Annotated in this window: 15 protein-coding genes; 6 read left to right on the top strand and 9 right to left on the bottom strand. The window is 68.5% G+C overall.

From position 1 onward, the window contains the following. Positions 1–25: 25 nt before the first annotated feature. Entirely contained in the window at positions 26–343 is a 318-nt protein-coding gene (hspQ, locus tag QZ588_RS04085; RefSeq protein ID WP_295540212.1) for a heat shock protein HspQ, read from the top strand. A gap of 166 nt (positions 344–509) precedes the next feature. Here the strand turns inward: hspQ and pabB are convergent, their stop codons facing one another. From pabB to QZ588_RS04045, 8 genes are all read right to left on the bottom strand, one after another. Further along, positions 510–1,955: an aminodeoxychorismate synthase component I gene (pabB, locus tag QZ588_RS04080; RefSeq protein WP_295540211.1), complete on the bottom strand. Its 1,446-nt coding sequence runs from the start codon at positions 1,953–1,955 to the stop codon at positions 510–512. A 164-nt stretch (positions 1,956–2,119) separates the two neighbouring features. Then, on the bottom strand, positions 2,120–3,586 hold the full coding sequence (locus QZ588_RS04075) for a glycogen synthase (protein WP_295540209.1): 1,467 nt from the start codon (positions 3,584–3,586) through the stop codon (positions 2,120–2,122). 226 nt (positions 3,587–3,812) lie between these two features. Beyond that, complete coding sequence (locus QZ588_RS04070) at positions 3,813–4,907, bottom strand: hypothetical protein (protein ID WP_295540207.1); 1,095 nt, start codon at positions 4,905–4,907, stop codon at positions 3,813–3,815. Positions 4,908–5,502: 595 nt separating this feature from the next. Then, positions 5,503–6,426, bottom strand: coding sequence for a hypothetical protein (locus QZ588_RS04065; protein WP_295540205.1), 924 nt, complete (start codon positions 6,424–6,426; stop codon positions 5,503–5,505). A 91-nt stretch (positions 6,427–6,517) separates the two neighbouring features. Continuing rightward, a complete protein-coding gene (gene glgX, locus QZ588_RS04060; protein ID WP_295540203.1) occupies positions 6,518–8,581 on the bottom strand; it encodes a glycogen debranching protein GlgX in 2,064 nt (687 codons plus the stop codon). A 136-nt stretch (positions 8,582–8,717) separates the two neighbouring features. Then, positions 8,718–9,854: an MFS transporter gene (locus tag QZ588_RS04055; protein WP_295540201.1), complete on the bottom strand. Its 1,137-nt coding sequence runs from the start codon at positions 9,852–9,854 to the stop codon at positions 8,718–8,720. Positions 9,855–9,999: 145 nt separating this feature from the next. Continuing rightward, positions 10,000–11,115: a chorismate synthase gene (gene aroC / locus QZ588_RS04050; RefSeq protein ID WP_295540199.1), complete on the bottom strand. Its 1,116-nt coding sequence runs from the start codon at positions 11,113–11,115 to the stop codon at positions 10,000–10,002. A 102-nt stretch (positions 11,116–11,217) separates the two neighbouring features. Next, a complete protein-coding gene (locus QZ588_RS04045; protein ID WP_295540197.1) occupies positions 11,218–12,573 on the bottom strand; it encodes a TolC family outer membrane protein in 1,356 nt (451 codons plus the stop codon). A 282-nt stretch (positions 12,574–12,855) separates the two neighbouring features. Between QZ588_RS04045 and QZ588_RS04040 the strand changes: the two genes are divergently transcribed. The 4 genes from QZ588_RS04040 to QZ588_RS04025 all read left to right on the top strand — a co-directional run bounded on the left by QZ588_RS04040 (position 12,856) and on the right by QZ588_RS04025 (position 20,021). After that, complete coding sequence (locus tag QZ588_RS04040; RefSeq protein WP_295540196.1) at positions 12,856–14,574, top strand: ABC transporter ATP-binding protein; 1,719 nt, start codon at positions 12,856–12,858, stop codon at positions 14,572–14,574. Between the two features lie 280 nt (positions 14,575–14,854). Next, a complete protein-coding gene (locus QZ588_RS04035; protein WP_295540194.1) occupies positions 14,855–15,862 on the top strand; it encodes an alpha/beta fold hydrolase in 1,008 nt (335 codons plus the stop codon). Positions 15,863–16,056: 194 nt separating this feature from the next. Next, positions 16,057–18,309, top strand: coding sequence for a rhamnan synthesis F family protein (locus QZ588_RS04030; protein WP_295540192.1), 2,253 nt, complete (start codon positions 16,057–16,059; stop codon positions 18,307–18,309). Then, positions 18,306–20,021, top strand: coding sequence for a PIG-L family deacetylase (locus QZ588_RS04025; RefSeq protein WP_295540190.1), 1,716 nt, complete (start codon positions 18,306–18,308; stop codon positions 20,019–20,021). Before QZ588_RS04030 ends, QZ588_RS04025 begins: the two co-directional genes overlap by 4 nt. Before the next feature lie 246 nt (positions 20,022–20,267). On the opposite strand, the gene QZ588_RS04020 is transcribed toward QZ588_RS04025, so the two are convergent. Further along, positions 20,268–22,280 carry a glycosyltransferase family 2 protein gene (locus QZ588_RS04020; protein WP_295540189.1) on the bottom strand — a complete coding sequence of 671 codons (2,013 nt, stop codon included), beginning with the start codon at positions 22,278–22,280 and terminating at the stop codon, positions 20,268–20,270. A 616-nt stretch (positions 22,281–22,896) separates the two neighbouring features. On the opposite strand from QZ588_RS04020, the gene QZ588_RS04015 reads away from it, so the two are divergent. Further along, positions 22,897–23,925: a GNAT family N-acetyltransferase gene (locus QZ588_RS04015; protein WP_295540296.1), complete on the top strand. Its 1,029-nt coding sequence runs from the start codon at positions 22,897–22,899 to the stop codon at positions 23,923–23,925. Positions 23,926–24,142 lie beyond the last annotated feature (217 nt).

The raw sequence follows: 24,142 nt of genomic DNA, 5'->3' as shown, positions 1-24,142 counted from the left end.
TTGTCACTGACCGGAGGATTCAACCATGACCACCACCGCCGCCCGCTTCCACATCGGTCAACTCGTGCACCATCGCCTGTTCGATTACCGCGGCGTCATCGTCGACGCCGACCCGGTCTTTTGCGGCAGCGCCGCCTGGTACGAGCAGGTCGCCAGATCCCGTCCGCCCAAGGATCAGCCCTGGTATCGGGTTCTGGTGGACGGCGCCGAGCACGAGACCTATGTCGCCGAGCGCAACCTGGAGGCCGATACCAGCGGCCAGCCCATCCACCACCCCCTGCTCGGCGAGCTCTTCGGCGACCTCGCTGGTGGTCGCTATCAACCCCGGGCGCTGCGCAACTGAAGGGCGGGGCGCCATCGCCGGCGCGCCGCGCGTCGGTGCCTGAAAACGCGGGGCGCCGGCCACATCACACATCCAGGCCGCCGTGATACGCCCGCGACCGGCGTCGCGGGTGAGCCGCGGCGGCGCTCGCCGCTGCGACGTGCGCGACACAGCGCCGGCGCCCGGCTCAGGGACCCTCGCCAGGCAGCGGGCGCGCGCGCCGGTCCGCCGCCGCCACCGGCCCCGACGCATCCGTCAGTGCGTTGATCAGCTCGAGCATCGCCCGCGCCTTGAGACCGATTTCGGCCCATTCGGCCTCGCAGTCCGAGTCCGCCACCAGGCCGCCGCCGGCACAAAAGTCGAGGCGACCATCGGCGACGCTGGCGGTGCGGATGGCGATGTTGGTGTCCATGGCGCCGTCGTAACCGAGATAGCCGATGCTGCCGCAGTAGACGCCGCGGGGTGCGCCCTCCAGCGCGTCGATGATCTGCATGGTGCGGATCTTCGGCGCGCCGGTGATGGAGCCGCCGGGAAAGCAGGCCCGCAGCAGCGCGGCGGCGTCGGCATCGGCGCGCAGGCGGGCGGTGATACTGCTGACGAGATGATGCACGCCGGCGTAGGACTCCACCTTGAACAGCTCCGGCACCCGCACGCTGCCGGTCTCGCAGCAGCGCCCGAGATCGTTGCGCAGCAGGTCCACGATCATTAAGTTCTCGGCGCGGTCCTTTTCACTCGCCGCGAGCCGTTGTGCCAGCGCCCGGTCGCGCGCCGGGTCCCGGGCGCGCGCCGCCGTACCCTTGATGGGGCGGGTCTCCACCAGCCCGTCACGCAGCGCCAGGAAGCGCTCGGGCGAGGCGGAGAGCACCCGCATGCCCGGCGTGTTCAGATAGGCGGCGAAGGGGGCGGGGTTGATCTGGCGCAGGATGGCGTAGGCGAGCCAGGGATCACCCGCCACCGGCACCGACCAGCGCCGGGCCAGATTCACCTGATAGCAGTCACCGGCCTGGATATAGTCCTGCACCGCGGCGAAACGCCGGCGATAGCCGGACTGGTCCATGTCGCTGGTGAGTCGGCCGGTGACACGGAGCATGGGCCCGGCCGCCGCGCCGGCCTGCTTCGGCCGGGCGGCCGCCAAGCGCCGCAGCCGCTGGCGGCGCGGATCAGCGCTGTCGCCGCGGCCCACCAGCCAGCTCGCCTGCTCATGGTGGTCCACCACCAGCGCCCAATCATAGAGGCCCATCGCAAGCTGCGGCACGCCCGGCGCGATGGGGCTGCTGAGCCCAAGCCGCTCGAAGCGCCGCGCCAGATCATAGCCGAGCCAGCCGATGGCGCCGCCGACGAAGGGCAGCCCGGATGCCGCCGCAGGCACAGGCGGCCCGAGGGCCCCGCGCAGCAACGCCAGCGGGTCGTCCCTGCTGGACCAACGCCTGTTCCCCGCGCGAATCTCGGTCACGGCGCCTGTGGTGCGCAGCGTCACCCGCGGCGCCAACGCGACGATATCCCAGCGCCCGCCGACGGCGCGATCGGCGTTGCTATCCAGGAACACCGCCCACGGCTCCGCGGCCACGGCGGCGAAGAGCGCCGCGGTGTCGGCACCATAGGGCAGCGGCTCGATGTGGATGGTGTCGGTCATGAATCGGGAGTCGCGGATACCGCTGGCGTGCCGGCGCCGACCCGTGGCATCGCCGGGCGACAGCCATGCGGCCCCGAAACGCCACGTCGCATCGGGATCGGCGGGGACTCGGGTCGGCGCTGGGATCACCAGGCGCGTATGCGCCCGATCCCATGCACACAGCGTCAGACGCGGATGTGGTTGTAGATGTCGAGGTAGTGCTGCCCGGGGACGTTCCAAGAGTGATCCTGGCGCATACCGTTCAGCCGCAGCTGGCGGAAGTATTCCGGATAGCGCTGCCACAGCCCGATGGCCCGGCCGAGCGCGGATTCCAGGCCGGCATAGGTGTAGTCGTCGAAGACATAGCCGTTGCGCTCCTCGAACGGCCGGTCTGAGTAGTTGGCGTCGAACACCGTATCCGCGAGCCCGCCGACGCGCCTTGCGATGGGGACGCAGCCGTACTTCATGGCAATCATCTGCGTCAGCCCGCAGGGCTCGTAGACGCTCGGGATCAGTATCATGTCCGCGCCGGCGTAGATCAGGTGCGCCAGGTCTTCGTCATAGCCAAGCGCTAGGTGGCAGTCGGGGCTTGCATCCGTCTCATGCTTGAGGCGTGAGAACTCGGCATCGACCTCCGGCGAGGAGGCGCTGCCGAGCAGCACGCACTGACAGCCCTGCGCCAGCGCATAGTCGATGCCGTGGCGGATGAGCGCCACACCCTTTTGCTTGTCGAGCCGGCTCACCACCGCGACGATGGGCTTGAACGCATCGGCGAGCCCCGTGCGCGCGCGCAGCGCCGCCGTGCATTTGGCCTTCTCCGGGAGCGTCTGCGGCCCGAAGTGCACCGGCAGATGACCGTCCACCTCCGGATTCCAGGTGTCGTAGTCGATGCCGTTCAGCACGCCGCCGAACTTGTGATCATGCGTCTGCAGCACGGCCTGCAGGCCCATGCCCTGCTCGGTGTGCTGAATTTCCCAGGCGTAGCGCGGCGAGACGGTGGTGACGAAGTTGGAGAAGACGATGCCGCCTTTCATCAGATTCACCGCGCCGGGATTGCCGGGATCGCGCAACCGCTCGGGCACCATGAGGCGAGCGGCGTCCAGGCGGTTCATCTGCAGCACCTGCGGGCCGGTCCAGCCTTGGTGCCCCACGTTGTGCAGCGAGTAGCACACGCGGCTGCGATCCATGCCGAGCCCGGCGTAGATCTCGTACAGCAGCACCGGCATGAGTCCGGTGTGCCAATCGTTGCAATGAATGATGTCCGGATGACGACCGGACTTGTACAGAAACTCCATCACCGCCCGGGAGAAAAACGCAAAGCGCTCCGGGTCGTCGGCGTCGCCGTAGATCTTGCCGCGATGGAAGAACCTGTGCTCGCCGTGGGCGTCGATGAAGAAGCACGCAATACCGTCCACTTCGCCGTATTCCACGTCGCACCGGATGGCCTTATCGTAGAACGGCACCCAGAGGTCGCCGTAGACCTTATGCAGCCCCTGGATGCGGTCAAAGCGCAGGCTGTCGTACTTGGGCAGCACCAGTTCCACCGCATGGCCGCGGCTGCTCAGCTCCCGGCAGAGGCCGTGCACGAAGTCGCCGAGCCCCCCGGCCTTGGCTATGGGCGCACATTCTGGGCTGGCCATGACAATGAACATACGGCGGTCCTTGGCTCGTGCCGGCCATCGGCGGCCGGCCCACGACACGGCCTGTCCGGGTGACGGCCACGGTGAGGCCCGGCCGGTACAGCGGCGGGCGGTTGGCTTGATGGTGCGTTTCGGCGGCCGATTATACGCGTCGTGCCGGCGCCGCTGCCGACGTCTGCGCGCCGGACCGAACCTGGCCGAGTCGCATCAGGATGGGCCGTATCAGCCGGGTGCCTCATCAGGGCGTCTCCTCGTCACGCCGCGCCACCGGTAACTGCGGCAGCGCCGCGAGCACGCGCATGATGACCTGGTGCTCACCAATGGGGACGTGCAGCACAAAACGCCCGCCGGTGCCCACCCGGTAAGGATGCCCTCCCAAGTCGAGCAGGGTGTGCGGCGGCGCGCTGCCGTGCAGCACCAGCTCGGCACGCAGGCTGGCGCCGTCCGCACAGGCACGCAAGGGGCCGCTGCCCGCCGTCGGCGACGGCGATGGCAGGGCCGGCGCCGCCGGCGGTGGTGGCCGGCGCACCTCCAACCTTGGCACCACACCGCCGGGCGGCGGCTCGGGGGCCTGTGCAGCGCCCGGCGGGCCGGCGCCCATGGCGTGCCCCTTTCGGGTCTGCCCGGCGGCGGAGCCGAGGCTCGGATCAGCGCGGCGGGGCGCGCCGCCACTCAGCCCGCTGCGAGGGCCTCCCTGCCCGGTCCCGTCGCCGGTCCTCGGCCCGGCGTCCAACCCGCCAGCCAATCCTGGCCCCCCGGCGGGCTGCGCCGATGCGACGGGCGCCGACGGCAGCGGCTCCACGAGCGGAAATTCGGGTGCCAGATGCAGCGGCTCCGTGGTCTTCTCTACGCTCACCGCCGCCGCAGCCGGCTCGGCGGCGCCGATGGCCGCGGCCCCGTCAGCAAACGTTGCGGTGGCCAGCGCCGTTGACACCACAGGCAAACGCCGTCCATCCGCCCGGCCCGCGGCGAGCAGGCCATTGGAGCGGGCAATCAACAGCCAGCCGCCATCGGCGCTGGCGAGGCCGATCTCCGCCCGCAAGCGCCCGACGGCATCGCTGCCGTCGTAGCGGGCGTAGCCGTTCTGCGCATCCGCATCGGTCGCGAAGCAGACGTCCGCCACCAGCCGCTCACCCCCCACGGCGTCGGTTTGGTGCAGCCTCAGCAACGGATGCGCATCGGTGTCGCCGAAGCCGGCCCGGACATGCGCAAGGTGGGCGGCGTCGATCCGCCAACGCAGATGGACCGCGCCGTCTCTGGCCTGATAGAGCACGAGGTGAGTGCCCGTGCTCGTGTCTGGAAAGTCGCTGCCCGGGCGGATGCGAGGCCCCATCAGCGTCGGATCCGACGCGACCTGCGCCGCTGTCCCAGGCGACTTGCCGGCGCCGTGCACACTATCCATGGCGGCCCCCACCGCGACTGAAGAGACAGCCGCACACGATCAGCGCCGACTCCCGGGTGCCCGCTCGGCGATGCCGGCGACCCGGCCCCGGTCCGCGACCGGTCTCTGCGGGTGCTGCCCGGCCTGCGCACCGGCTCGTGCTCCGGCGTCGCCCGCGGCGCTCTGCCCAGGCTGCGCGGATCTGGGGCGCCTGGTGCCGACGCTCACACCAGCGCCGGGCGCACCAATGACAGCCGGCACCGTGCTCGCACCGATTGAAGCGACCTCATCCGCGGCCGAGACGCTGCTGGACGCGTCGATACGCACTTGGGTCAGCGCCGTCGGCACCATGAGCTTCGTCAGCCGGGCCCGAGTCCAGCAAGAGGACCCGGGGGCGCAGGGCATATAGGTGGCGAGCATCGCGGCGCCGCATCACAGGAGAACAAACCGCGAATTGTGCCCCATCCGACAGGGCATTGGCGAATTGACCCCGGTGCGCCATGCGCCGGCGCACCCAGTGGGTCATGGGATGCGTCCCCACCCATGCTCAGCCGGGCCACCGCAGGGTGCGGACCTGGAACGGCGTGCCCAGAGGCGCGACCCTCGCCGTGAGCCGCGCGAGGGTGTCATCGTCGGCGTCACCCGGCAACAGCAGGCCGCCGCAGGTGCCGCTGTGCGCACCCACCAGGCCGAGCACGCCACAGTGCCCGGTCTGGGCCAGCAGGCGGCGCAGGAAAGCGTTGTTGGTCCGCTGCACATGCAGCGCCGCCGAGCGCGTGGCACAACGGGCGATGGCCGCATCGTCACGCGCTGCGAAGGCGGTCGCCGCCTCGCGATAGAGCGCGTCGTAGGCCGACAGCATGCCGGCCTCGAAGACGAGCATCTGATTGTAGGCCTGGGTACAGACATAACCGCCGGCGTCCACCGCCAGGATCCGATAGTCAGGCGTATAGCCGAAATACCGCAACAGACGTCCGCGCCGGTGGTTGTAGGCCACACTGGTGGGGTAATGCAGGGCATCATGGGGCTCGATGCCGGCGAACAAGCGGGAGATACGGGACTTGCTCAGCGTCACCCCGAAGCATGCCTGGCAGGCCCGCAGAACGGCGAGCATGTCCGCGGTGCTGGAGCTGAGCCCTTTGCCGATGGGCATATCCCGCGTCAAGCGGATGCGCAGCCGGATGCCCGTCTCCAGTCCCAGCAGCCGCAGCAGCGCCTCGGCGAGGCGGCGCGACTTGACCAGCGGCGCTTCCACTCGCGATGGCCCGGCGCCGGCTGCCCAGCACACGCCACAATGGCTCCAGAGATCCACGGGCAGGGTGATGAGAAAGTCTTCGCCGTCGCGGCGGCGCCCTTGGACGATCTCTCCGAAGCTGGCAAAGGCCCGGCCCAAGGCCTCAGGTTGGCGGGCGACGCGGGCCTGCGTCGTCGGCAGACCACCGTGCAACGACTGTGAGCGCAGTGATCGCATGCCGATCAGCACCGGCCCAGCGCCTGTCCTCGACGTGACCACCGCGGTGCGATCCGGACCACATCCGGGACGGCCCTTCGACGGCCCATCATCAACTGCGCGCACACCCCTCCAGCACCAGCACACTGCGGGCACCGAGGCGCCAGCGCCGGGCGGCGATGCTGTGCTGGGCCGCGGGCGCGATGAGATCCCGCGGCGACGGTGCGGCGGTATCCACGGCGATGGCCCAGCGCCAGTCGGCCACCGGCGGCGGCAACCGGCAGGTCCGCGCCTTGGCGCCGAAATTCATCAGCACGTGCAGCGGCGGCTCGCCGGCGCCGCGGCCCTGAAGCGTAAAAGCCAGCTCGCGGCACGACGGCGCATCCCAGGCCGGCGGACCACCGTCGAGACCCTGCCAAGTGATGTCAGCGTCGGTCAGGAAGTGCCGTCGGCGCAGGCTGCGGTGGCGCTTGCGAAGTGCGATGAGCCCTGCCGTGAAGCGCACCATGTCGGCGTTGGTCTCGGCGAGCGTCCAGTCGAGCCAACCGCTGGCATTATCCTGACACCAGGTATTGTTGTTGCCGTGCGCCGAGCGCAGGAACTCATCGCCCGCGGTGAGCATGGGGATGCCCTGGCTCAGCATCAGCACGGTGAGAAAGTTCTTCGCCTGGCGGCGGCGCAGGGCGAGGATCTCGGCATCGTCCGTGTCGCCCTCGGCGCCGCAATTCCAGCTCAGATTGTGATCACAGCCGTCGCGATTGCCCTCCTGATTAGCGGCGTTGTGCTTGTGGTTGTAGCTCACCAGGTCGGCGAGGGTGAAACCGTCGTGGCAGGTGACGAAATTGATGCTGTTGATGGGGTGGCGCAGATTGCCCTGGTACAGATCACTGCTGCCGGCGATGCGCGTCGCCAGTTCCGCCACCTGCCCCGGGTCACCGCGCACCGCCGCCCTGAGGTTGTCGCGGTAGCGACCGTTCCATTCCATCCAGCGATAGCCCGGAAAGCTGCCCACGTGGTACAGACCGGCGGCGTCCCAGGCCTCGGCGATGATCTTGGTGCCGGCCAGCACGTCCGAGAGCTCGATGCCCCAGAGCACGGGCGGGTGCTCCAGGGGCACGCCGTGGGCGTCGCGGGCCAGGGCGCTGGCGAGATCGAAGCGAAAGCCGTCCACGTGCATCTCGCGCACCCAGTACTCCAGGCAGTCGATGATGTAGCGGGCGACGAACGGGTGGTTGGCGTTGACCGTGTTGCCGCAGCCGGTGAAATCGAGATAGCGGCTGCGATCGGCGGCATCCAGCATGTAGAAGGTCTCGTTGCCGAGCCCCTTGAAGTGGATCGCGGGCCCGCCGGTACCACCCTCGGCGGTGTGATTGAACACCACATCCAGCAGCACGCCGATGCCGGCGCGGTGCAGGGCCTTGACCATGTCCCGGAACTCGCGCCGATGCTCGGTCGGGTCGCCGACGCAGAAGCCCGGGTGCGGCGCGAAGAAGCCGTGGGTGCTATAGCCCCAGAAATTGGTGAGCTCGGCCGCGCCGGTGGCCGGCGGCACGTCCTCGGGATCGAAGGCCATCACCGGCATCAGCTCCACGTGGGTGATGCCCAGGCGCTTGAGATGATCGATTTTCTCCACCACGCCGGCGAAGCTGCCCGGATGGCGCACGCCGGCACTCGAATGCCGCGTGAAGCCGCCCACATGCAGCTCGTAGACCACCATCTCCTGGGAGGGCATCCGCAACGGCTCGTCGCCCTCCCAATCGTAGGGATCCGCCAGCACCACGCCGCGGATACTGTCGCCGGGCCTCGGTCCCTCGCCGCAGCGCCGCGCCCGATCCCAGTGGCTGATATCCAATGCCCGCGCCCAGGGGTCCAGCAACTCCACCTGCGCGTCATAGCACCAACCGTGGCCCTGCGGATCCCAGGGCCCATCCAGGCGCCAGGCATAACGTGTGCCGGGTGCTAGGTCGACGACCTCCACGTGCCAGCTGAAGAAGCTGTGATTCACCGCCGGATCCAGCTCGACGGTCTGAAAAGGCGTATCGGCGCCCGGTTCGTAGAGCAGCAATGTGGCGCCGGTTGCGTGTCGGCTGTAGAGCGAGAAATTGATGCCCTCATCGGCGATGCTCGCCCCCGGCGGATAGCGGCGGCCGGGTCTCACGGGGTAGGGCTGGGGCATGGTGGGCAGTCACTCGGCTTGCGTACAACGGCACCCCGCCGGGCAGAGTGGCGCCGAGGGTCTCCTGGCGCGTGCGCATTTTAACGATCGGCCGAAGTGCGAGCAGCACGTCATGCCGCTCGCCTGCCCCTCGCCGTCAGTACCGGCGGCGCCGATCCACCCGCAGACCGACCAGGAAGCCCAGTGCCGCGAGCGCCGCTGCCCCCACGAAGGTGGCGGTGGCGCCGGCACTCGCCCACAGCGACCCGGCGATGAGGCTGCCGGCGGCACCGCCGATGCCGAAGCTGACGCTGTTGTAAAGCGCCTGGCCGCGACCCTGGATCGGCCCCGGAAAATAGTGATGCGCCAGGTGGATGGCCGCGGCATGGAAAGCGCCGAAGGTGGCCGCATGCAGGCTTTGTGCGAGCAGTTGCACCGCCACCACCTCCACGAAGGCACCGATCAGGAGCCAGCGCAGCAGCGCCAGCAGCAGGCTCGCCAGCAGCAGCCGACGGGCGCCGAAACGCGCGAGCAGCCGGTGCATGTTGATGAACACCAGCACCTCGATGCCCACGCCCAGGGCCCAGAGGGCGCCGACGGCGGTATCGCCGTAGCCATGGGCTTCCAGGTAGATGGAATAGAAGGCGTAGTAGGCGCCATGGCTCGCCTGCATCAGCAGACAGGCACCGAGGAAGGCCAGGATCTCCGGGCGCGCCAACAGCCGGCGCAGACGCAGGTGGGCGTGCCCGGCATGCGCCTGACCACGGTCCGGGATCAGCAGACAACTGAGCCACACCCCGACGAAGAGCACCAGCACCGCCAGCGGCACCACGCCGCTGCCGGCCCATTCCTGCCACCAGCCGAGCAGCAGCACGATGACGATGAACCCGATGCTGCCCCAGACACGCACGCTGGCGTAGCGGCTCGCACGCGCGCCGAGGTGATTGAAGGTAACGGACTCCATCAATGGCAGCGGCGCGTTCCAGAAGAAGCTGAAGGCCGCCATCACCAGGGCCATGGCCCAGAAGCCATCGGCCCAAAACACCGGCACCAGCGCCAGCACGGCGAGCAGCGCGCCGAGGCGCACGCTCGGCATGCGCTCGCCGGCGCGGTCCGCCAGCCAGCCCCAGACGTTGGGGGCGACGATCTTGGTGCCCATGAGTATGGCCATGAGCACGCCGATGGCCGCCGGCGTGAAACCCCGTTCCAGCAGATACGGCCCCCAATAGGGCACCAGGGCACCGAGGGCTGCAAAGTGAAAGAAGTAGTAGCTGGACAGCCGCGCGTAGGGCATGGGCAGACTCGGCGGGACGGACACTTGCGCGCACAGCGGCGACGCCGTCGGCGGCACGGGCAGGCCGGATGCCCACCGATGCTCCCGGCGCCAAGGGGTGTGGCTCCGGTGGCGGTTGGCGCGTCGGGCCGACGCTAGGCGCCGGCTAGGCCTCGCCGGCGGGAATGGGCGGCAGCGGCGGCGTGACCTGGGCGTTTTGGCCGCGGTGGCGCAGCAGGTGGTCGGTGAGGACGATGGCCAGCATGGCCTCGGCGATGGGCGTCGCGCGGATGCCCACGCAGGGGTCGTGCCGGCCCTTGGTGACGACCTCCGTCGCCTGGCCGTCGAGCCCGACGGTACGCCCGGGCAAGCGGATACTGCTGGTGGGCTTGAGCGCGAGCCGGGCGACCACGGGCTGGCCGGTGGAAATACCGCCGAGGACGCCGCCGGCGCTGTTGGACAGAAAGCCCTCGGGGGTGATCTCGTCGCGATGCTCGGTGCCCGTCTGCGCCACCGCGGCGAAGCCGGCGCCGATCTCCACGCCTTTGACCGCATTGATACCCATCAGCGCATGGGCGATGTCCGCATCCAGACGGTCGAACACCGGCTCACCGAGCCCGGGCGGCATGCCATCGGCGATCACGGTCACCTCGGCGCCGATGGAGTCGCCGGACTTGCGCAGCGCGTCCATGTAGTCCTCCAGCGCCGCCACCCGCGAGGCATCGGGGCAGAAGAAGGGGTTCTGATCCACCTGCGCCCAATCGAAGCCGGCGCTGCCCGGACTGCTGGTGGCGATGGGGCCGAGCCGCGAGAGAAAACCGCGCACGCGCACGCCGGCGAGCGCACGCAGACAGATCTTGGCGATGCCGCCCGCCGCCACCCGCACCGCCGTCTCCCGCGCCGAGGAGCGCCCACCGCCGCGGTAATCGCGGAAGCCGTATTTCATGGTGTAAGTGTAGTCCGCATGACCGGGGCGGAACTTGGCGGCGATCTCCGAGTAGTCCTTGGAGCGCTGGTCCTGATTGTCGATCAGCAGGCCGATGGGCGCGCCGGTGGTGCGGCCCTCGAAAACCCCGGAGAGAATGCGCACGGCGTCCGCCTCTCGCCGCTGTGTGGTATGCCGAGACTGCCCCGGCCGGCGCCGGTCGAGATCGTGCTGGAGATCGGCCTCCGACAGCGCCAGCCCGGGCGGACAGCCATCGACGACGCCGCCGATGGCGGGGCCGTGACTCTCGCCGAAGCTGGTGAGGACGAAGGATCTGCCTATCGAGTTACCGGACATGCCAAAGGTTCCGACGATCGAGGATTGCGCCGCGAGATCGGGGCTGGCGGCGACGCGTCAACGCAGCACCGCCTCGAGCCCCGACACCCGGCAGCCCGCGGCTCAGTACGCCGGCGGCGGTACCACGGACGCCTCGGTGAGCCAGGCATTACCCTTGGCCAGCACATCCCGGCTGAGCGTGCTGGTGGCCTGATGCAAGCGCACGCCGTTGAGGATGTAACTGTAGCGCGCCGCCAGGTAGTCGAACTCCGCCTGGAACAGCAGCCGTTGGGCATTCAGGACATCCACCTGGGTCCGGGTGCCCACCTCGAGTCCGGCCTGGGTCGATTCCAGCGAGCTGCGCGCCGAGACGATGGCCGCCTGGCGCGCGCGCACGTCACTGATGCTGGAGACGATGCCGCGGAACGCATCTTTCACCTGGTTGATCACCGCCCGGCGCTGCTGGTCCAGCCGGTCCTGGGCGGCGCGGAACTGGTGCCCCGCCTGGCGGGTGCGCGAGGCGACGGCGCCGCCCTGGAAGATGGGCACGTTGACGCTGAGGCCGACGAATCCCGTGTCGGAGTCCGTGCCGAGCTCGGCGCCGGAGCGCGAGAAATCATAGCCCGCCTGCAGACCGACGCTTGGGTAGTAACCGGAACGCTCGATCTCGATGTCCTTGCGCGCCGCCTCCGCGGCTTCTTCTGCGGCGATGATGGCATAGTTGTTGGCCAGCGCCGTCTCCGCCCAGACATTGATGTCGTTGGGCTCGGGTGGCGCCAACGGCAGGCGGTCGCCCAGGCGCGCGAGGGGCACGGACACCGGTCCGACGATGCGACGCAGCGCCTCCCAGGCATTGTCCAGCTCGTTCTCTGCGGTGATGAGCTGGGCGCGGGAGCGGTCGTACGCGGCCTGGCTGTCGTTGACGTCGGTGATGGCCACCAGGCCCACCTCGAAGCGTTGCTTGGACTGCTCCAGCTGACGCTCGTCGGCGGCCACCAGGGCCTCGCGCACGCGCACCAGGTCTGAGGCCTCCAGCACCGCAAAGTAAGCCTCGGTGACGCGCACCATGAGGTCGATCTGGGCGTTGCGGTACTCGGCCTCGGCCTGGGCGATGGTGTCGTCCGCCTGGCTGAGCCGCACCCAGTCGGCGCGGTTGTAGACCGACTGGCTCACCTGCGCCGTCGCGCGCTCGGTGTCGTAGCTCTCGTTGCGGTTGATCCTGCCAGCGATACCGTTACTCGATGTGCCCACATTCTGATACCGCGCCTCGCCGGTGAGCGCGAAGTCGGGGAGGAGCAGCGCCCGCGCCTGGGGCTTGACTTCACGGGTGGCGTAGAGTGTCTGCTCCGACTCACGCAGCGCCGGATCGCTCTCCACCGCCAAATCGTAGATGGCCAGCAGATCTTCGGCGGGGCTCGCGACGGGGAGGAGCGCGATGACGCAGGCGGCGAGCAGCGCCGCCTGTCGATGCTTGATCATAATCTCTCCCTGGGCCAGATGGCATTGCAATGGGACACCACGCCGGGAGTATAGGTGACCATGCAGCCGTATCACAAATGCCGCAGCCCGCAACTGATGATCCGGCCGCGCCCCACCCGCCTTGTGGCCAGAATGCCAATGTGCTCTCCGCCAAGGCTTCATCGAGGAGTCGACACCATTCCTGTTGCAGAAATAAAACAAGGCGCCGGGGAACAGGACGCAAGCGACGGCTACCGCTGGTCGCACATCCTGGCCATGGCGGGCGCGCACAAGCGGGCGCTGATGCTGACAAATTTCATCGCCGTGCTCAGCGCACTTGCGGCGGTGCCGGTGCCGCTGCTGATGCCGGTGCTGGTGGACGAGGTGCTACTACAGCAGCCGGGGCCCGCCATCGCTTTCATGAACACGTTGTTCCCGAGCGCATGGCACGGCCCCGTGCTGTATGTGCTGGCGGTGCTGGCGGCATCGATCGCCCTGCGAGCCCTCGCGGTCGGGCTCACCGTCCTGCAGACGCGGGAATTCACCGTGGTCTCCAAGGCGATCGTGTTTCGCATTCGCAGCGCCCTGCTCGGACGCCTGCAGCGGGTGTCCATGGCCGAGTACGAGGCCCTCGGCAGCGGCACCGTCGCCTCACACCTGGTGACGGACGTGGACGCCGTGGACGCCTTCATCGGCAGCGCGGTGGCCAAGCTGATCGTAGCCGTGCTGAGCATCCTCGGCACCGCTGTCGTGCTGTTGTGGATGCACTGGCAGCTGGGGCTCTTCATCCTGTTGCTGAACCCGGTGGTCATCTACCTGACCCTGGTCTTCGGGCGCCGGGTCAAGGAGATGAAGCGGCGCGAGAACGCCGCCTACGAGGCCTTCACCCAGAGCCTCACCGAGACCCTCGACGCCATCCAACAGATCCGCGCCGGCAACCGCGAGCGCTTCTTCATCGGCCGTGGCATCGACACCGCCGACGCCATCCGGCGCTGGTCCTGTGCCTTCACCTGGAAGAGCGACGCCGCCAACCGGTTATCGTTCACGGTGTTCTCGTTCGGCTTCGATCTGTTCCGGGCGGTGAGCATGCTCATGGTGGTGTTCTCTGACCTGACCATCGGTGAGATGCTGGCGGTGTTCGCCTACCTCTGGTTCATGATGGGTCCGGTACAGGATGTGCTGAACGTACAGTATGCTTTCCAGGCCGCAGACGCGGCGCTCAAGCGCATCAACCGGCTCCTGGCGCTGCATCGCGAGCCGGACTGGCCCCACGCCGAGAACCCCTTCGCGGGCAAGCGCGCGGTGTCCGTAGCCGTCTCCGACCTGACCTTCGCCTACGGCGCCGGACCGCGGGTGCTGAACGGCATCTCCTTTCGCATCGGCGCCGGCGAGAAGGTGGCCATCGTCGGCGCCAGCGGCGGCGGCAAGACGACCCTGGTGCAGGTGTTGCTCGGGCTGTACGCCCCCAGCGGCGGGCAGGTGCGCTTCGACGGCGTGCCGGTGCAGCGCATCGGCATGGACGTCGTGCGCGATCATGTCGCCACGGTGCTCCAGCACCCGGCGCTGTTCAACGACAGCCTGCGGCTCAACCTGACCCTCGGCGTCGACATCCCCGACGCACGGCTCTGGGAGGCCTTGGACGTGGCGCAGCTCGCCGACGTCGCCGCGGCCCTGCCGCAGGGATTGGACACCACCATCGGACGCAATGGCGTGCGCCTCTCCGGCGGGCAGCGCCAGCGTCTGGCGGTGGCGCGCATGGTGCTCGCGGACCCCAAGGTGGTCATTCTGGACGAAGCCACCTCGGCGCTGGACACCACCACCGAAGCGCGGCTGCATGGGGCCCTCGCCCAGTTCCTTTCGGGCCGCACGACGCTTATCATCGCCCATCGTCTGAGCGCCGTGCGCCAGGCCGATCGGGTGCTGGTGATCCAGCATGGACGTATCATCGAAGAGGGCAGCCACGCCGAGCTGATGGACAGGGACGGCGCCTATGCGACGCTGTATGCCCGCCAGGCGGGATAGCGCCAGCGCCGCCGGGCCTGAGCCCCCGCCGCAGCCTGGCCGCCGCAACACCGCGCGGTATCAGCCGGTGCGCCAGCGTCGCCGCCAGCGTCGCCGCCAGCTGCGGCAAGAACAGCAGCGTGGCGAGCGGGCTCACCCTGCACAAGCCGCGCAGTAAGACACCGCCGATGACCAGATTGAGCCAGCCGAAAAGATCCAGCATGTTCTGGGCGGTCCGAAGCTCGGGCTTGGGCATCCGTCCGGCGCGGCTGACAGTCCGCCGGCCTCAGGCCTAATCTGCATGACCCGCCATGACGCCGCCGGCCATCCCGGTGGACGCATCGTCCACAGCCACTTCCGCCCCGCCTGGTGGCTGCCGGGCGCACATGCGCAGACGCTCTGGGGCAGCCTCGCCCGGCGCGCGCCGGCCATAACAGAACTGCGGCTGCGGCGCCGGCGCATCGAGCTCGCCGACGGCGACTTCATCGACCTGGCCGTGGGCGCGGGCGACGGGCCGGCGGTGCTCATCATTCACGGGCTCGAGGGCGATCTGCGCTCACACTACGCAGGCGCCCTGGTGGCGCGGCTCGACCGCGAGGGCTTCAAGCCCGTGTTCATGCATCTGCGCGGGGCGGGCGAGGCGCCAAACCGACTGGACCGCTCCTACCACTCGGGCGCCAGCGACGACCTCGCCGAGGTCCTCGACGCGCTCGCCGCCGATGCCGCGGGCCCGCCGCGGACCGCCGTGGGCTTCTCCCTCGGCGGCAATCTGCTGCTCAAGTATCTGGGTGAAGGGCGCCACGAATGTCATCTCAACCGGGCCATTGCGGTCTCGGTCCCCTTCGTGCTGCGCGACGCCATGCTGCGCCTGGAGCTCGGCTTTTCACGGATCTATCGCCGCCACCTGGTGGCGCGGCTCAAGCGGACCTTCAACCGCAAGCTCGAGTCCCGCCCCTGGCCCGCCGCCCTCGACCCGAGCCTGGGTCTGCATGCGATCCGCGACTTCAACACCTTCGATGAGTGCATCACCGCCCCGTTGAACGGCTTCGCCGGCGTCTTCGACTATTACCAGCGCGCCAGCTGCCGCCAGTACCTGCCCCACATCCACACCCCGACCCTGATCATCCAGGCCGCCGACGACCCCTTCCTCTTCCCGGCGAGCCTGCCCTTCGCCCATGAGCTGGGCCCGGGCGTGACGCTGGAGCTGAGCCCTACAGGCGGCCATGTCGGCTTCGTCGCCGGGCGCTGGCCCTGGCGGCCGCACTACTGGCTCGAAGAACGGATCATCCGCGCCCTGCGGCAGGCGTGAAACACCAATCCGTCAAACCCTGATGGCGCCACGGGTCACACGGATGATTATCCTCTCGGGCAAATACCTCAGCGGACGTAATATACTCCTCGTGGCGGGTAATCGCCCCACCCGACTGTCGGCCCCCGGCAGGGGGCTCACTGCTGCTCCGGGTACTCCGAAGCGCCGGTCGCAGCAAGCCCGGAGCAGCGCCCATGCGTGTCCTCTTCTGGGGTACCTACGACCTCAGCAAGCCCAGAAACCGCATCATACTCGCCGGGCTGCGTACCCGCGGGGTCGAGGTCATCGAATGCCGCACGCCGGTATGGGACACGGTGGCGGACAAGAGCACGCTGAACCGGACACAGCGCATGCGCTTCTGGCTGCGGCTGGTGGCTGCCTACCCGGGCCTGGTCCGGCGTTTCCTGCGCGCTCCGAAAGCGGACGTGGTGCTTGTCGGTTACCTGGGCCAGTTCGACGTGCTCGTCCTGTGGCCCTTTGCCAGACTACGGCGCATACCCGTTGTCTGGGACGCCTATCTATCCCTGTACAACACGCTGGTCGAAGATCGGCAGCTGTACCGGCGCGGCCATCCGCTGGCACGGGCGATTCATCTCACTGAATGGCTGGCCGTTCGCGTCGTCGACTTGGTGCTGCTGGACACCGATGCCCACTGCGCGTACTTCAGGAAGCGCTTCAGCGTCGACAGCGGGCGCTTCGCCACCGTAAGGCTCGGGGTGGAGGAGCATGTGTTCTATCCGGCGCCGCCGCGGACAGCAGCAGACACCCCGCCGATGCGCCCGCTACGGGTCCTGTTCTACGGCCAGCTGGCGCCGTTGCACGGCATCGACGTGATCCTGCGGGCGGCCGAGCTGTGCCGCGCTGCGGACATCCACTGGCAGCTCGTGGGCCAGGGCCAGCTCTCCCCGGAGTTTCAGTGCCTGCTCGCGAGCCGGGATCTGCGCAACGTCCGCTGGACGCCGTGGGTACCCTATCATCGGTTGGTGCATTTGATTCATCAGGCGGATGTGTGTCTGGGTGTATTCGGCACTGGGCCGAAAACCGAGCTGGTTGTGCCGAACAAGGTTCTACAGGCGCTCGCCGCCGGGCGCCCCGTCATCACGGCAGATGCGTCCGCCATTCGCGAGCAGACCTGGCCGCCGCGTGCGCTGACGCTGATTCCCGCGGGGGACGCCGCCGCGCTCGCCGACACCTTGCTGCGCATCCGGTCCGAAGGCCGACCCACGGATGTCGGTACCATCGCATCGGCCTGTCGACCAGCGCTCGCGTCGGCGGCCATCGGCGCTCAGCTGGTGGCGGCATTGCAGCAACTCCGCGGTGCGCACCGACGGCCATCGCTGGCGGGAGCGGACACGCAGCGGGGGCTCGCGGCCGGCGTGAGTCGTTACATCGCCAACATCGACGCCACTTTGCGGGATATGGCGCGGCCGCCGCTGCGCCTGGCACATAGGCTGTACGTCCGGCTCATGATCGCCCATGCTCGACTCCAACCGCAGCGCGGGCCCTTCCTGCTGCGCCGTTTTGCAGGCGAAGATCCCATGGCACGCGCCCGGCGCGTTGCCATTTATGCCCATTACGACCCTGTCGGTGCGGTGCATGACTATCACTTGGAGGCATTGCGCGCTCTGCGGTCGGCCGGCTTCCGCATCACCCTGGTGTCCAACGCCGAGCGCTTCGGCCCGGCAGCCGCCGCACGGGTGGCGCCGCTGGTGCGCGAGGTCCTGGTGCGGCGCAACCTGGGCCACGACTTCGGGGCCTGGCGCGAGGGGCTGCGAGCGCTCGGCGATCTTGGTGACTGCCGGCAGCTCGTGCTGTGCAACGACTCCGTTTACGGTCCCTTTGCACCCCTGGAGGCCGTGCTGGCGAAGGCGGACCCGGCCACCGCCGACGTGTGGGGGATGACCGAAGGCCGTAATCACGGCCCGCACCTGCAATCCTGGTTCCTGCTCTTCCACCCAAACGCATTCGGGCATCCGGCCTTCGACGCGTTCTGGCGCGAGATGCCCCTGATCAGCAACAAATTCGCCGTCATTGAGGCGGGCGAGCTCGCACTGTCGCGCAAGCTCAGGGCAGCGGGACTGCGACTCGAGGCCTTATTCCCGTACGCCGAAGCGCTGCGCTGTTTCCGCGCGCAGGCTGATGCAGAGCGCCCGCAGCAGCGGGCGATGCTGCGGGCGCTCGAGAGAGGGCGGGCGCTGAATCCGACCCACCACTTCTGGCGCCCGCTGATCGCCGAGCTTGGTCTGCCCTTCATCAAGCGTGAGCTGCTCGCGCTCAACCCCGCAGGTTTGGACGACATCTGCGCATGGGCAGTAGTCGTCGCTGCGCGCTTCGGTACCGAGCCGGTGGCCGCGCGCCGACATCTGGCGTCCCTCGCGCAACAGTCCCGGTGGGCACAGCCCGCGGGTCTCATGCGCCTGTTGCGCGCCATCATGTCCACGCCATGACCGCGGAGGACGCTCTGCTCCCCTATGCGGCGACGCCGTTGCCGGCGGTCGGCGACGCGCTGGTGCTCGCACCGCATGCGGATGACGAGGTGCTCGGCTGTGCAGGCGCCATCTGCGCCCATTTGTCCCACGGCCATATCGTGGACGTGGTCATCGTCACGGATGGCGCCGGGCAGGCCGGACACCCACAGGTACGGCGCAACGAAGCATGTGCCGCCGCCGCCGTGCTCGGCTATGGCGAGCCCGAATTCTGGGACCTGCCCGACCGCGGCCTGGCCTATGGTGAGGCGCTGGTGGAGCGGCTGCGCACCCGCATCGAGGTGAGCGCCGCACGGGCGGTCTATGCTCCGTCGCCGTGGGAGGTGCATCCGGACCATCTGGCGCTGTCGCTTGCGGCCACCGAGGCCGTCCGCCGGCTGGGCGGCAACCGGGATCTGGTCCTCTATGAAGTCGGCGCGCCGCTTGAGCCCAACCGACTGCTGGATCTCGGCCCCTACCTGCAGACCAAGCAGCGGGCCATGGCCTGCTTCCCCTCCCAACTTGCGGTGCAGCGCTACGACCGGCATCTCGACGGGCTGAACCGCTTTCGCGCCTACACCCTCGGGCCGGACGTCGAAGCAGCCGAGGCATTCCTAGTGACAGCTGCCGACGCGCTGCGCGACGGCGGCCTGCGCGCCTTCCACGCCTCGCCGGCCGCGCGCCGGTTGGCCCAGGGCAGCGCGGTGGATGCCGCCGAGCAGCCGCTGGTGTCCATCATCTGCCGCACCATGGGCCGGCCCGAATTCGCCGATGCGGTCGCGTCGGTGGCGATGCAGACCTATCTGAACATCGAGTTGATCGTCGTCGACGCCGCCGCCCGCGGGCTGGTGCTGCAGCCCTGGTGCGGGCGCTTCCCGCAGCGGGTCGTGGGCAGCGGGGGTCCGCTCGGGCGCGCGACCGCCTGCAACGCTGGGCTGGACGCTGCCCGCGGCGAGTACTGCCTGTTCCTCGATGAGGACGACTGGATCGATCCGGATCATGTGGCCAAACTGGTGACCACCGTACAGCGTCAGTCGGGCGCTGTCGCAGCGTTCACCGACGTCGCCGTCGTCGACGCGGCAGGGACGCTTGAGGGTAGAGTGTTTTCCGCTCCCTTTGATCACTTCCGGCTCCTAAGCGAGAACTATCTGCCGATTCACGCCGTGCTGTTCAAACACACATCGACGACCAGCTACCGCATGGATGAGGGCCTAGACTACTACGAAGACTGGGATTTCTGGCAGCAGCTCGCCAGTTGCGGCGTCTTCGCACGGGCCCCCGGCATCAGCGCGTACTACCGCCAGGGCGGGGCATCCGGCGTCGGCGGCGCGGCCCCGGAAGTCCCGAATCCGATCCGGGCTGAACGCATCCGGTTCGGTGCGCATCGCGTGCTCGGAAAGGCGCTCGATAGGCTGACCGTGCCCGTGTTGTACGACCTTCTTGACCGTGCTCGCCAGCAGTTGATGGCGGCAAGTGACCTGCAGGCACGATTAGCGGCAACGATGGCGGAGCTGGGGGCGACTCGGCAGGCACTCGATGCGTCGCGCGAATCCCTGGCCGCAGCGAACCTCGAGCGGCGGCGCCTGGAAGGGCGCTCTGCGCTGCTTGATCGGCTCCAGGCCTCCACATCTTGGCGCCTTACGGCGCCCTACCGCTGGGTCGTTAGGCAACTGAACCGCATCGGAATCGACTGAGCGTCGGAGACCGGAGAACGTGCGTTCTGAAACGCAGTCGCTTCAGTCGGTCTGCTTTAGCCCGGCAAGCGTACACGTCCCTCATTTGCTGCGCTTACGCCTGCCGAGTTCAATTATGATCGACTCCGATTCCGATAGCGACCTCGCCCCCGCTTGCGCTCCGCCGGCCGAGGCGGCCGGAACCGTGATCAAGGCCGCTACGCCAGTGCGTGGATAGCGTTGTTGAGACTATTGAGGAACCGTTTCCTATTTGTCGGCCGTGCGGATCGCGCAGTCCTCCCCATGCCGGGTCAGGTGCGGGCTGTAGTAGGGATCGTCGACGATGAGTGATCCCCAGCGCGCACGCATGCGCTCACCCGCGCTGAGCAGCCGCTCCAGCTTGGCGGGATCGGCATGATCATAGCCCCGGCTCTCGGATTCCCGGTGGATCAGGCGTGCATGGGGCGTGTAGACATTGCGCAGGCCCGCGTCCAGGAAGCGCAGGCAGAGGTCCACGTCATTGAAGGCGACGGGCAGGGACTCGTCGAAGCCGCCGACTTGCTCGAAGACCTCGCGCCGGCACATCAGGCAGGCAGCGGTCACGGCGGCGACGTTGGTGACGGCGATCACACGCCCGAAATAGCCCGCGGTGCACGGGTCTTCGCCCTGATGGGCGTGCCCGGCGACACCGCCAAGCCCTAGCATGACGCCGGCATGCTGCACACGTCCGCTCGGGTAGAACAGCAGCGGGCCGACGGCGCCGATGCCGGGCCGCTGGGCCTGCTCCAGCAGCGCCTCCAGCCAGTCCGGCGTCGTCACCTCGGTGTCGTCGTTCAGGAATAGGAGCATGTCGCCGTCGCTGGCGGCGACGGCGCGATTGTTCAGCAGCGAGAAGTTGAAGGGCACATCCAGGCGCAGCACGCGCAGACGCTCGGGCTCGCGCCCAGCCCAATAGTCTATCACGGCCAGCGCTTGCGGGTCGACGCTGCCGTTGTCGACGACCACCACCTCGAAATCGCGCCAGGAACTACGGCCGAAGACCGACGCCAGGCACTGCTGGAGCAGCGCCGGCTGGTCGCGCGTGGGGATGATGATGCTGACCTTGGGGCGGTCGCTCAGCCGATAACGAATGCGATAGAACCCGCGCGTGCCAGGGAGCTGTTCTATTGTGCCGGGCTCGCCGCGACGCGCCAGCGCATCCGACAGCGCCCGTTGCGCCGCGGCGTAGGCGTAGGGCTTTACATCGGCCCCGGCCGCCGCCGAGTTGGAGTGACTTCTCCAGTGATACAGCATCGCGGGGATGTGATAGACAGACTCGGCGCGCTCGGTGGCCCGCAGCGCCAGGTCGTAGTCCTGGCTGCCCTCAAACCCGGCTCGAAAGCCGCCGATGTCTGCCAACAGGCTGCGCCGGTACACGCCAAGGTGGCCGACATACATGCGCGAGAGCAGCGTGTCCGGCGACCATTGCGGCTTGAAGTAGGGGTCGCGACGCCGGTTCTCGGCGTCGATCTTGTCCTCGTCGGAGTAGACGACGTCCGCGTCCGGGTGCTGGTTCAGCAACAGCGCCACCTCGTATAGGGCATGGGGTGCGAGGCGATCATCGTGGTCCAGCAGCGCGACGAACTCGCCGTTGGCCAGGGCCAGCGCGTCGTTGGAACAGCGGGAGATATGACCATTCTCCGTGCGGAAATGGAGCTTGATGCGCGCGTCCCAGGCGGCGAAGGATTCCAGCAATGGGCGCACGTGGGGCAGCGTCGAGGCGTCGTCCGCGATGCACAGTTCCCAATGCTCGTAGGCCTGCGCCAACACCGACTCGACAGCCTCGCGTAGGAACCGCTCCGGCGGGTCGTAGACCGGCATCAACACGCTGATCAGCGGGCGTCTCGGCAACAGCCGGGCCGTGCTGCGCATGCGCGCCAGGTCCGCGGCCCGCGGGTCGTTCTGCTGGGACCACGAGGCGTAAGCCTTATTGCCTTCGGAAACATGCGGGGGGACAGCCGTGGGCGTTTGCGCCTGTTTGGCTGCCCGTGGCGACGGTTTCGCGGACACGCCGCCGGCCCGACGGGGGAACTGACCGACGCGGACGAGTCGCGCGAGCATGCCCATGGCTTGCCGGACGGGCTCCGTCCAGCGCCAACTCAGCGTCTGCCGCATCCAGGCGAGCTCCGTCTCCAGTCTCTCCACCCGCGCCTGCAAGGTCGCCGGGTCGGGTTGGTCCGGAATCGCGGCCTCGGCGGCACGGGTCTCGACTTCGGTCGCTCGGACATCAGCAGGAGTCATTGGCTGGAGCACAACTGCACGGCTTTGGTCATGGCTTGGTTCTTTTCACGATCTCGAAGTGCATCCTCCCTCAGAGCGAGCCCAAGCCAACCAAATACCAAGGGAATTAGCAAGATGCGCTATCTTACTCGACCCAGCGATTTGCAAGCGGGCTCAGCAAGCGCTGGCGTTTCGATTATTGGTCCCAATCGGTTCGAGCACCAGGGCCCTGCGCAAGCCCAACCCATCCGTCGCACAAGCCGGCGCGTATCGCCCGACGGCGCCCTGCACCTCGCCGTGCCCCACGTCTGTCCGTCAGTGCGTCGAGCGCCTGCCGTCCCCGGCGCCCACCGATGATTTCCTGGAGACTCTCAGCAGTCGAACGGACGCACCATGTCTGCCTGTTTTGCAACTCCCCTCTCAAAAGCAACGCCGCAGCAACGGGTTGTCCACCACTCGCCGCACGACATGTGCGCTCGGATGCGGCAGATGGCTGTAGGGCGGCGCAACTTCGAGCACGCTGAAACCCTGCGACTGGTCATAGCGTGCAAGGACCGAAGCCCAGTTTAGTGGCAGACGAGGCGAAGTGGTTGACGCGCGTCGAGAGCTCGATTCCGAGGCTGACCACGCCGTGACCATGCAGGCATGCGTGGAGGAGATCACCACCGATTGCGGCCGCTATACCATCCGGCCCTACGTGCCCGACGATGTGCCCGCGGTGCTCGCGGCCTGGCAGGCGGCCTTCGGCAACCCGGTCGCCTCGGAGCTGTGGCGCTGGAAGTACCACGACGCCCCGCTGGGCCATCAGATCCTGCTCTGCGTACACGAGTCCGGCGAAGTTGCAGCACTCTACGGCGGCGTGCCCTTCGCCGCTGACTGGCGCGGGCATCGGCTGCGCATCACGCAGCTGATGGACGTGTTCTCGCATCCTGCGCACCGCCGGCAGCTCGGCGGGCGTGGCGGGCTCTATGTTCGCACCGCGTTGCGCTACTTCTCGCAGTTCGGTGGCCCCGACGAGGCCGCGCTGATGTATGGCCTGCCCGGAGTGCGGGCCAGCCGGCTCGGTGTTCATCGCCTCGGGTATCGTCCGTTGCCGGGCGGCGCCGCCTACCTGGTGGCGGACACGGCGGCCCTGGCGCGGTTGCGCTGCCGTCCGTTCGCCGGGCGCCTCTCGCAGGTCGCGAACGACGATCTGCACGGCTTGGACCGGCTCGCGGATACCTGCCCGTGGGGCCGATTGCAGGCGCGGCGCGATGCCGATTTCATACGCTGGCGCTTCCTGCAACATCCCGCCCGCCGTTATCGGATGTTGCGCTACGGCCCCTTCGCGGGCCGCTCCGGCAGCGCTTGGCGGGGCTACGCCGTGGTGCTGATCCAGCCCGAAGGCGCCGTGCTCGTGGACTTGGTGCTGCCGGCCCATGACCGGGGCGCGCGCGATCTGCTGCGGCGCGTCGGCGCACGGCTGCATGCCGATGGGGTCGCGCGCCTGGGCACCTGGCTGCCCGCGCCGGGGGCCGATGCCGCAAGGCTGCAGGCGCTCGGCTTCACCCGCGAGCCCGAGCCCTTGGGCATCGTGCCCACGGCCAGGCTATTTCACTCAGCCTTGTCCTGGTCCGAGGCTTCCGCGGCGCTGCATTACACCATGGCGGATTCGGACCTCTTCTGAATCGGTCAGCCCAGGCTCGTCAGGTCGGCGACCGGGCCCTGGTGCCCGTCAACCGCACATGACCGAAACGGCCCGCGGCATCCGTGGCAAGGTAGGAGGCTGTTCCGGCTGCGTTGAACCGATGCGCTCGCTTGACCTGCCCGAAATCGGGATCAATACTTCGGCGATGGCCAGTACCAACTTCGACACCCTGAAGTTTACGAAGCGCCTGACCGAG

This window comes from uncultured Thiohalocapsa sp. (assembly GCF_913062725.1).
In the GTDB taxonomy this organism is placed as follows: domain Bacteria; phylum Pseudomonadota; class Gammaproteobacteria; order Chromatiales; family Chromatiaceae; genus Thiohalocapsa.
The sequence above is the reverse complement of the archived record's forward strand: the minus strand, read 5'-3'. Positions and strand labels throughout refer to the sequence as shown.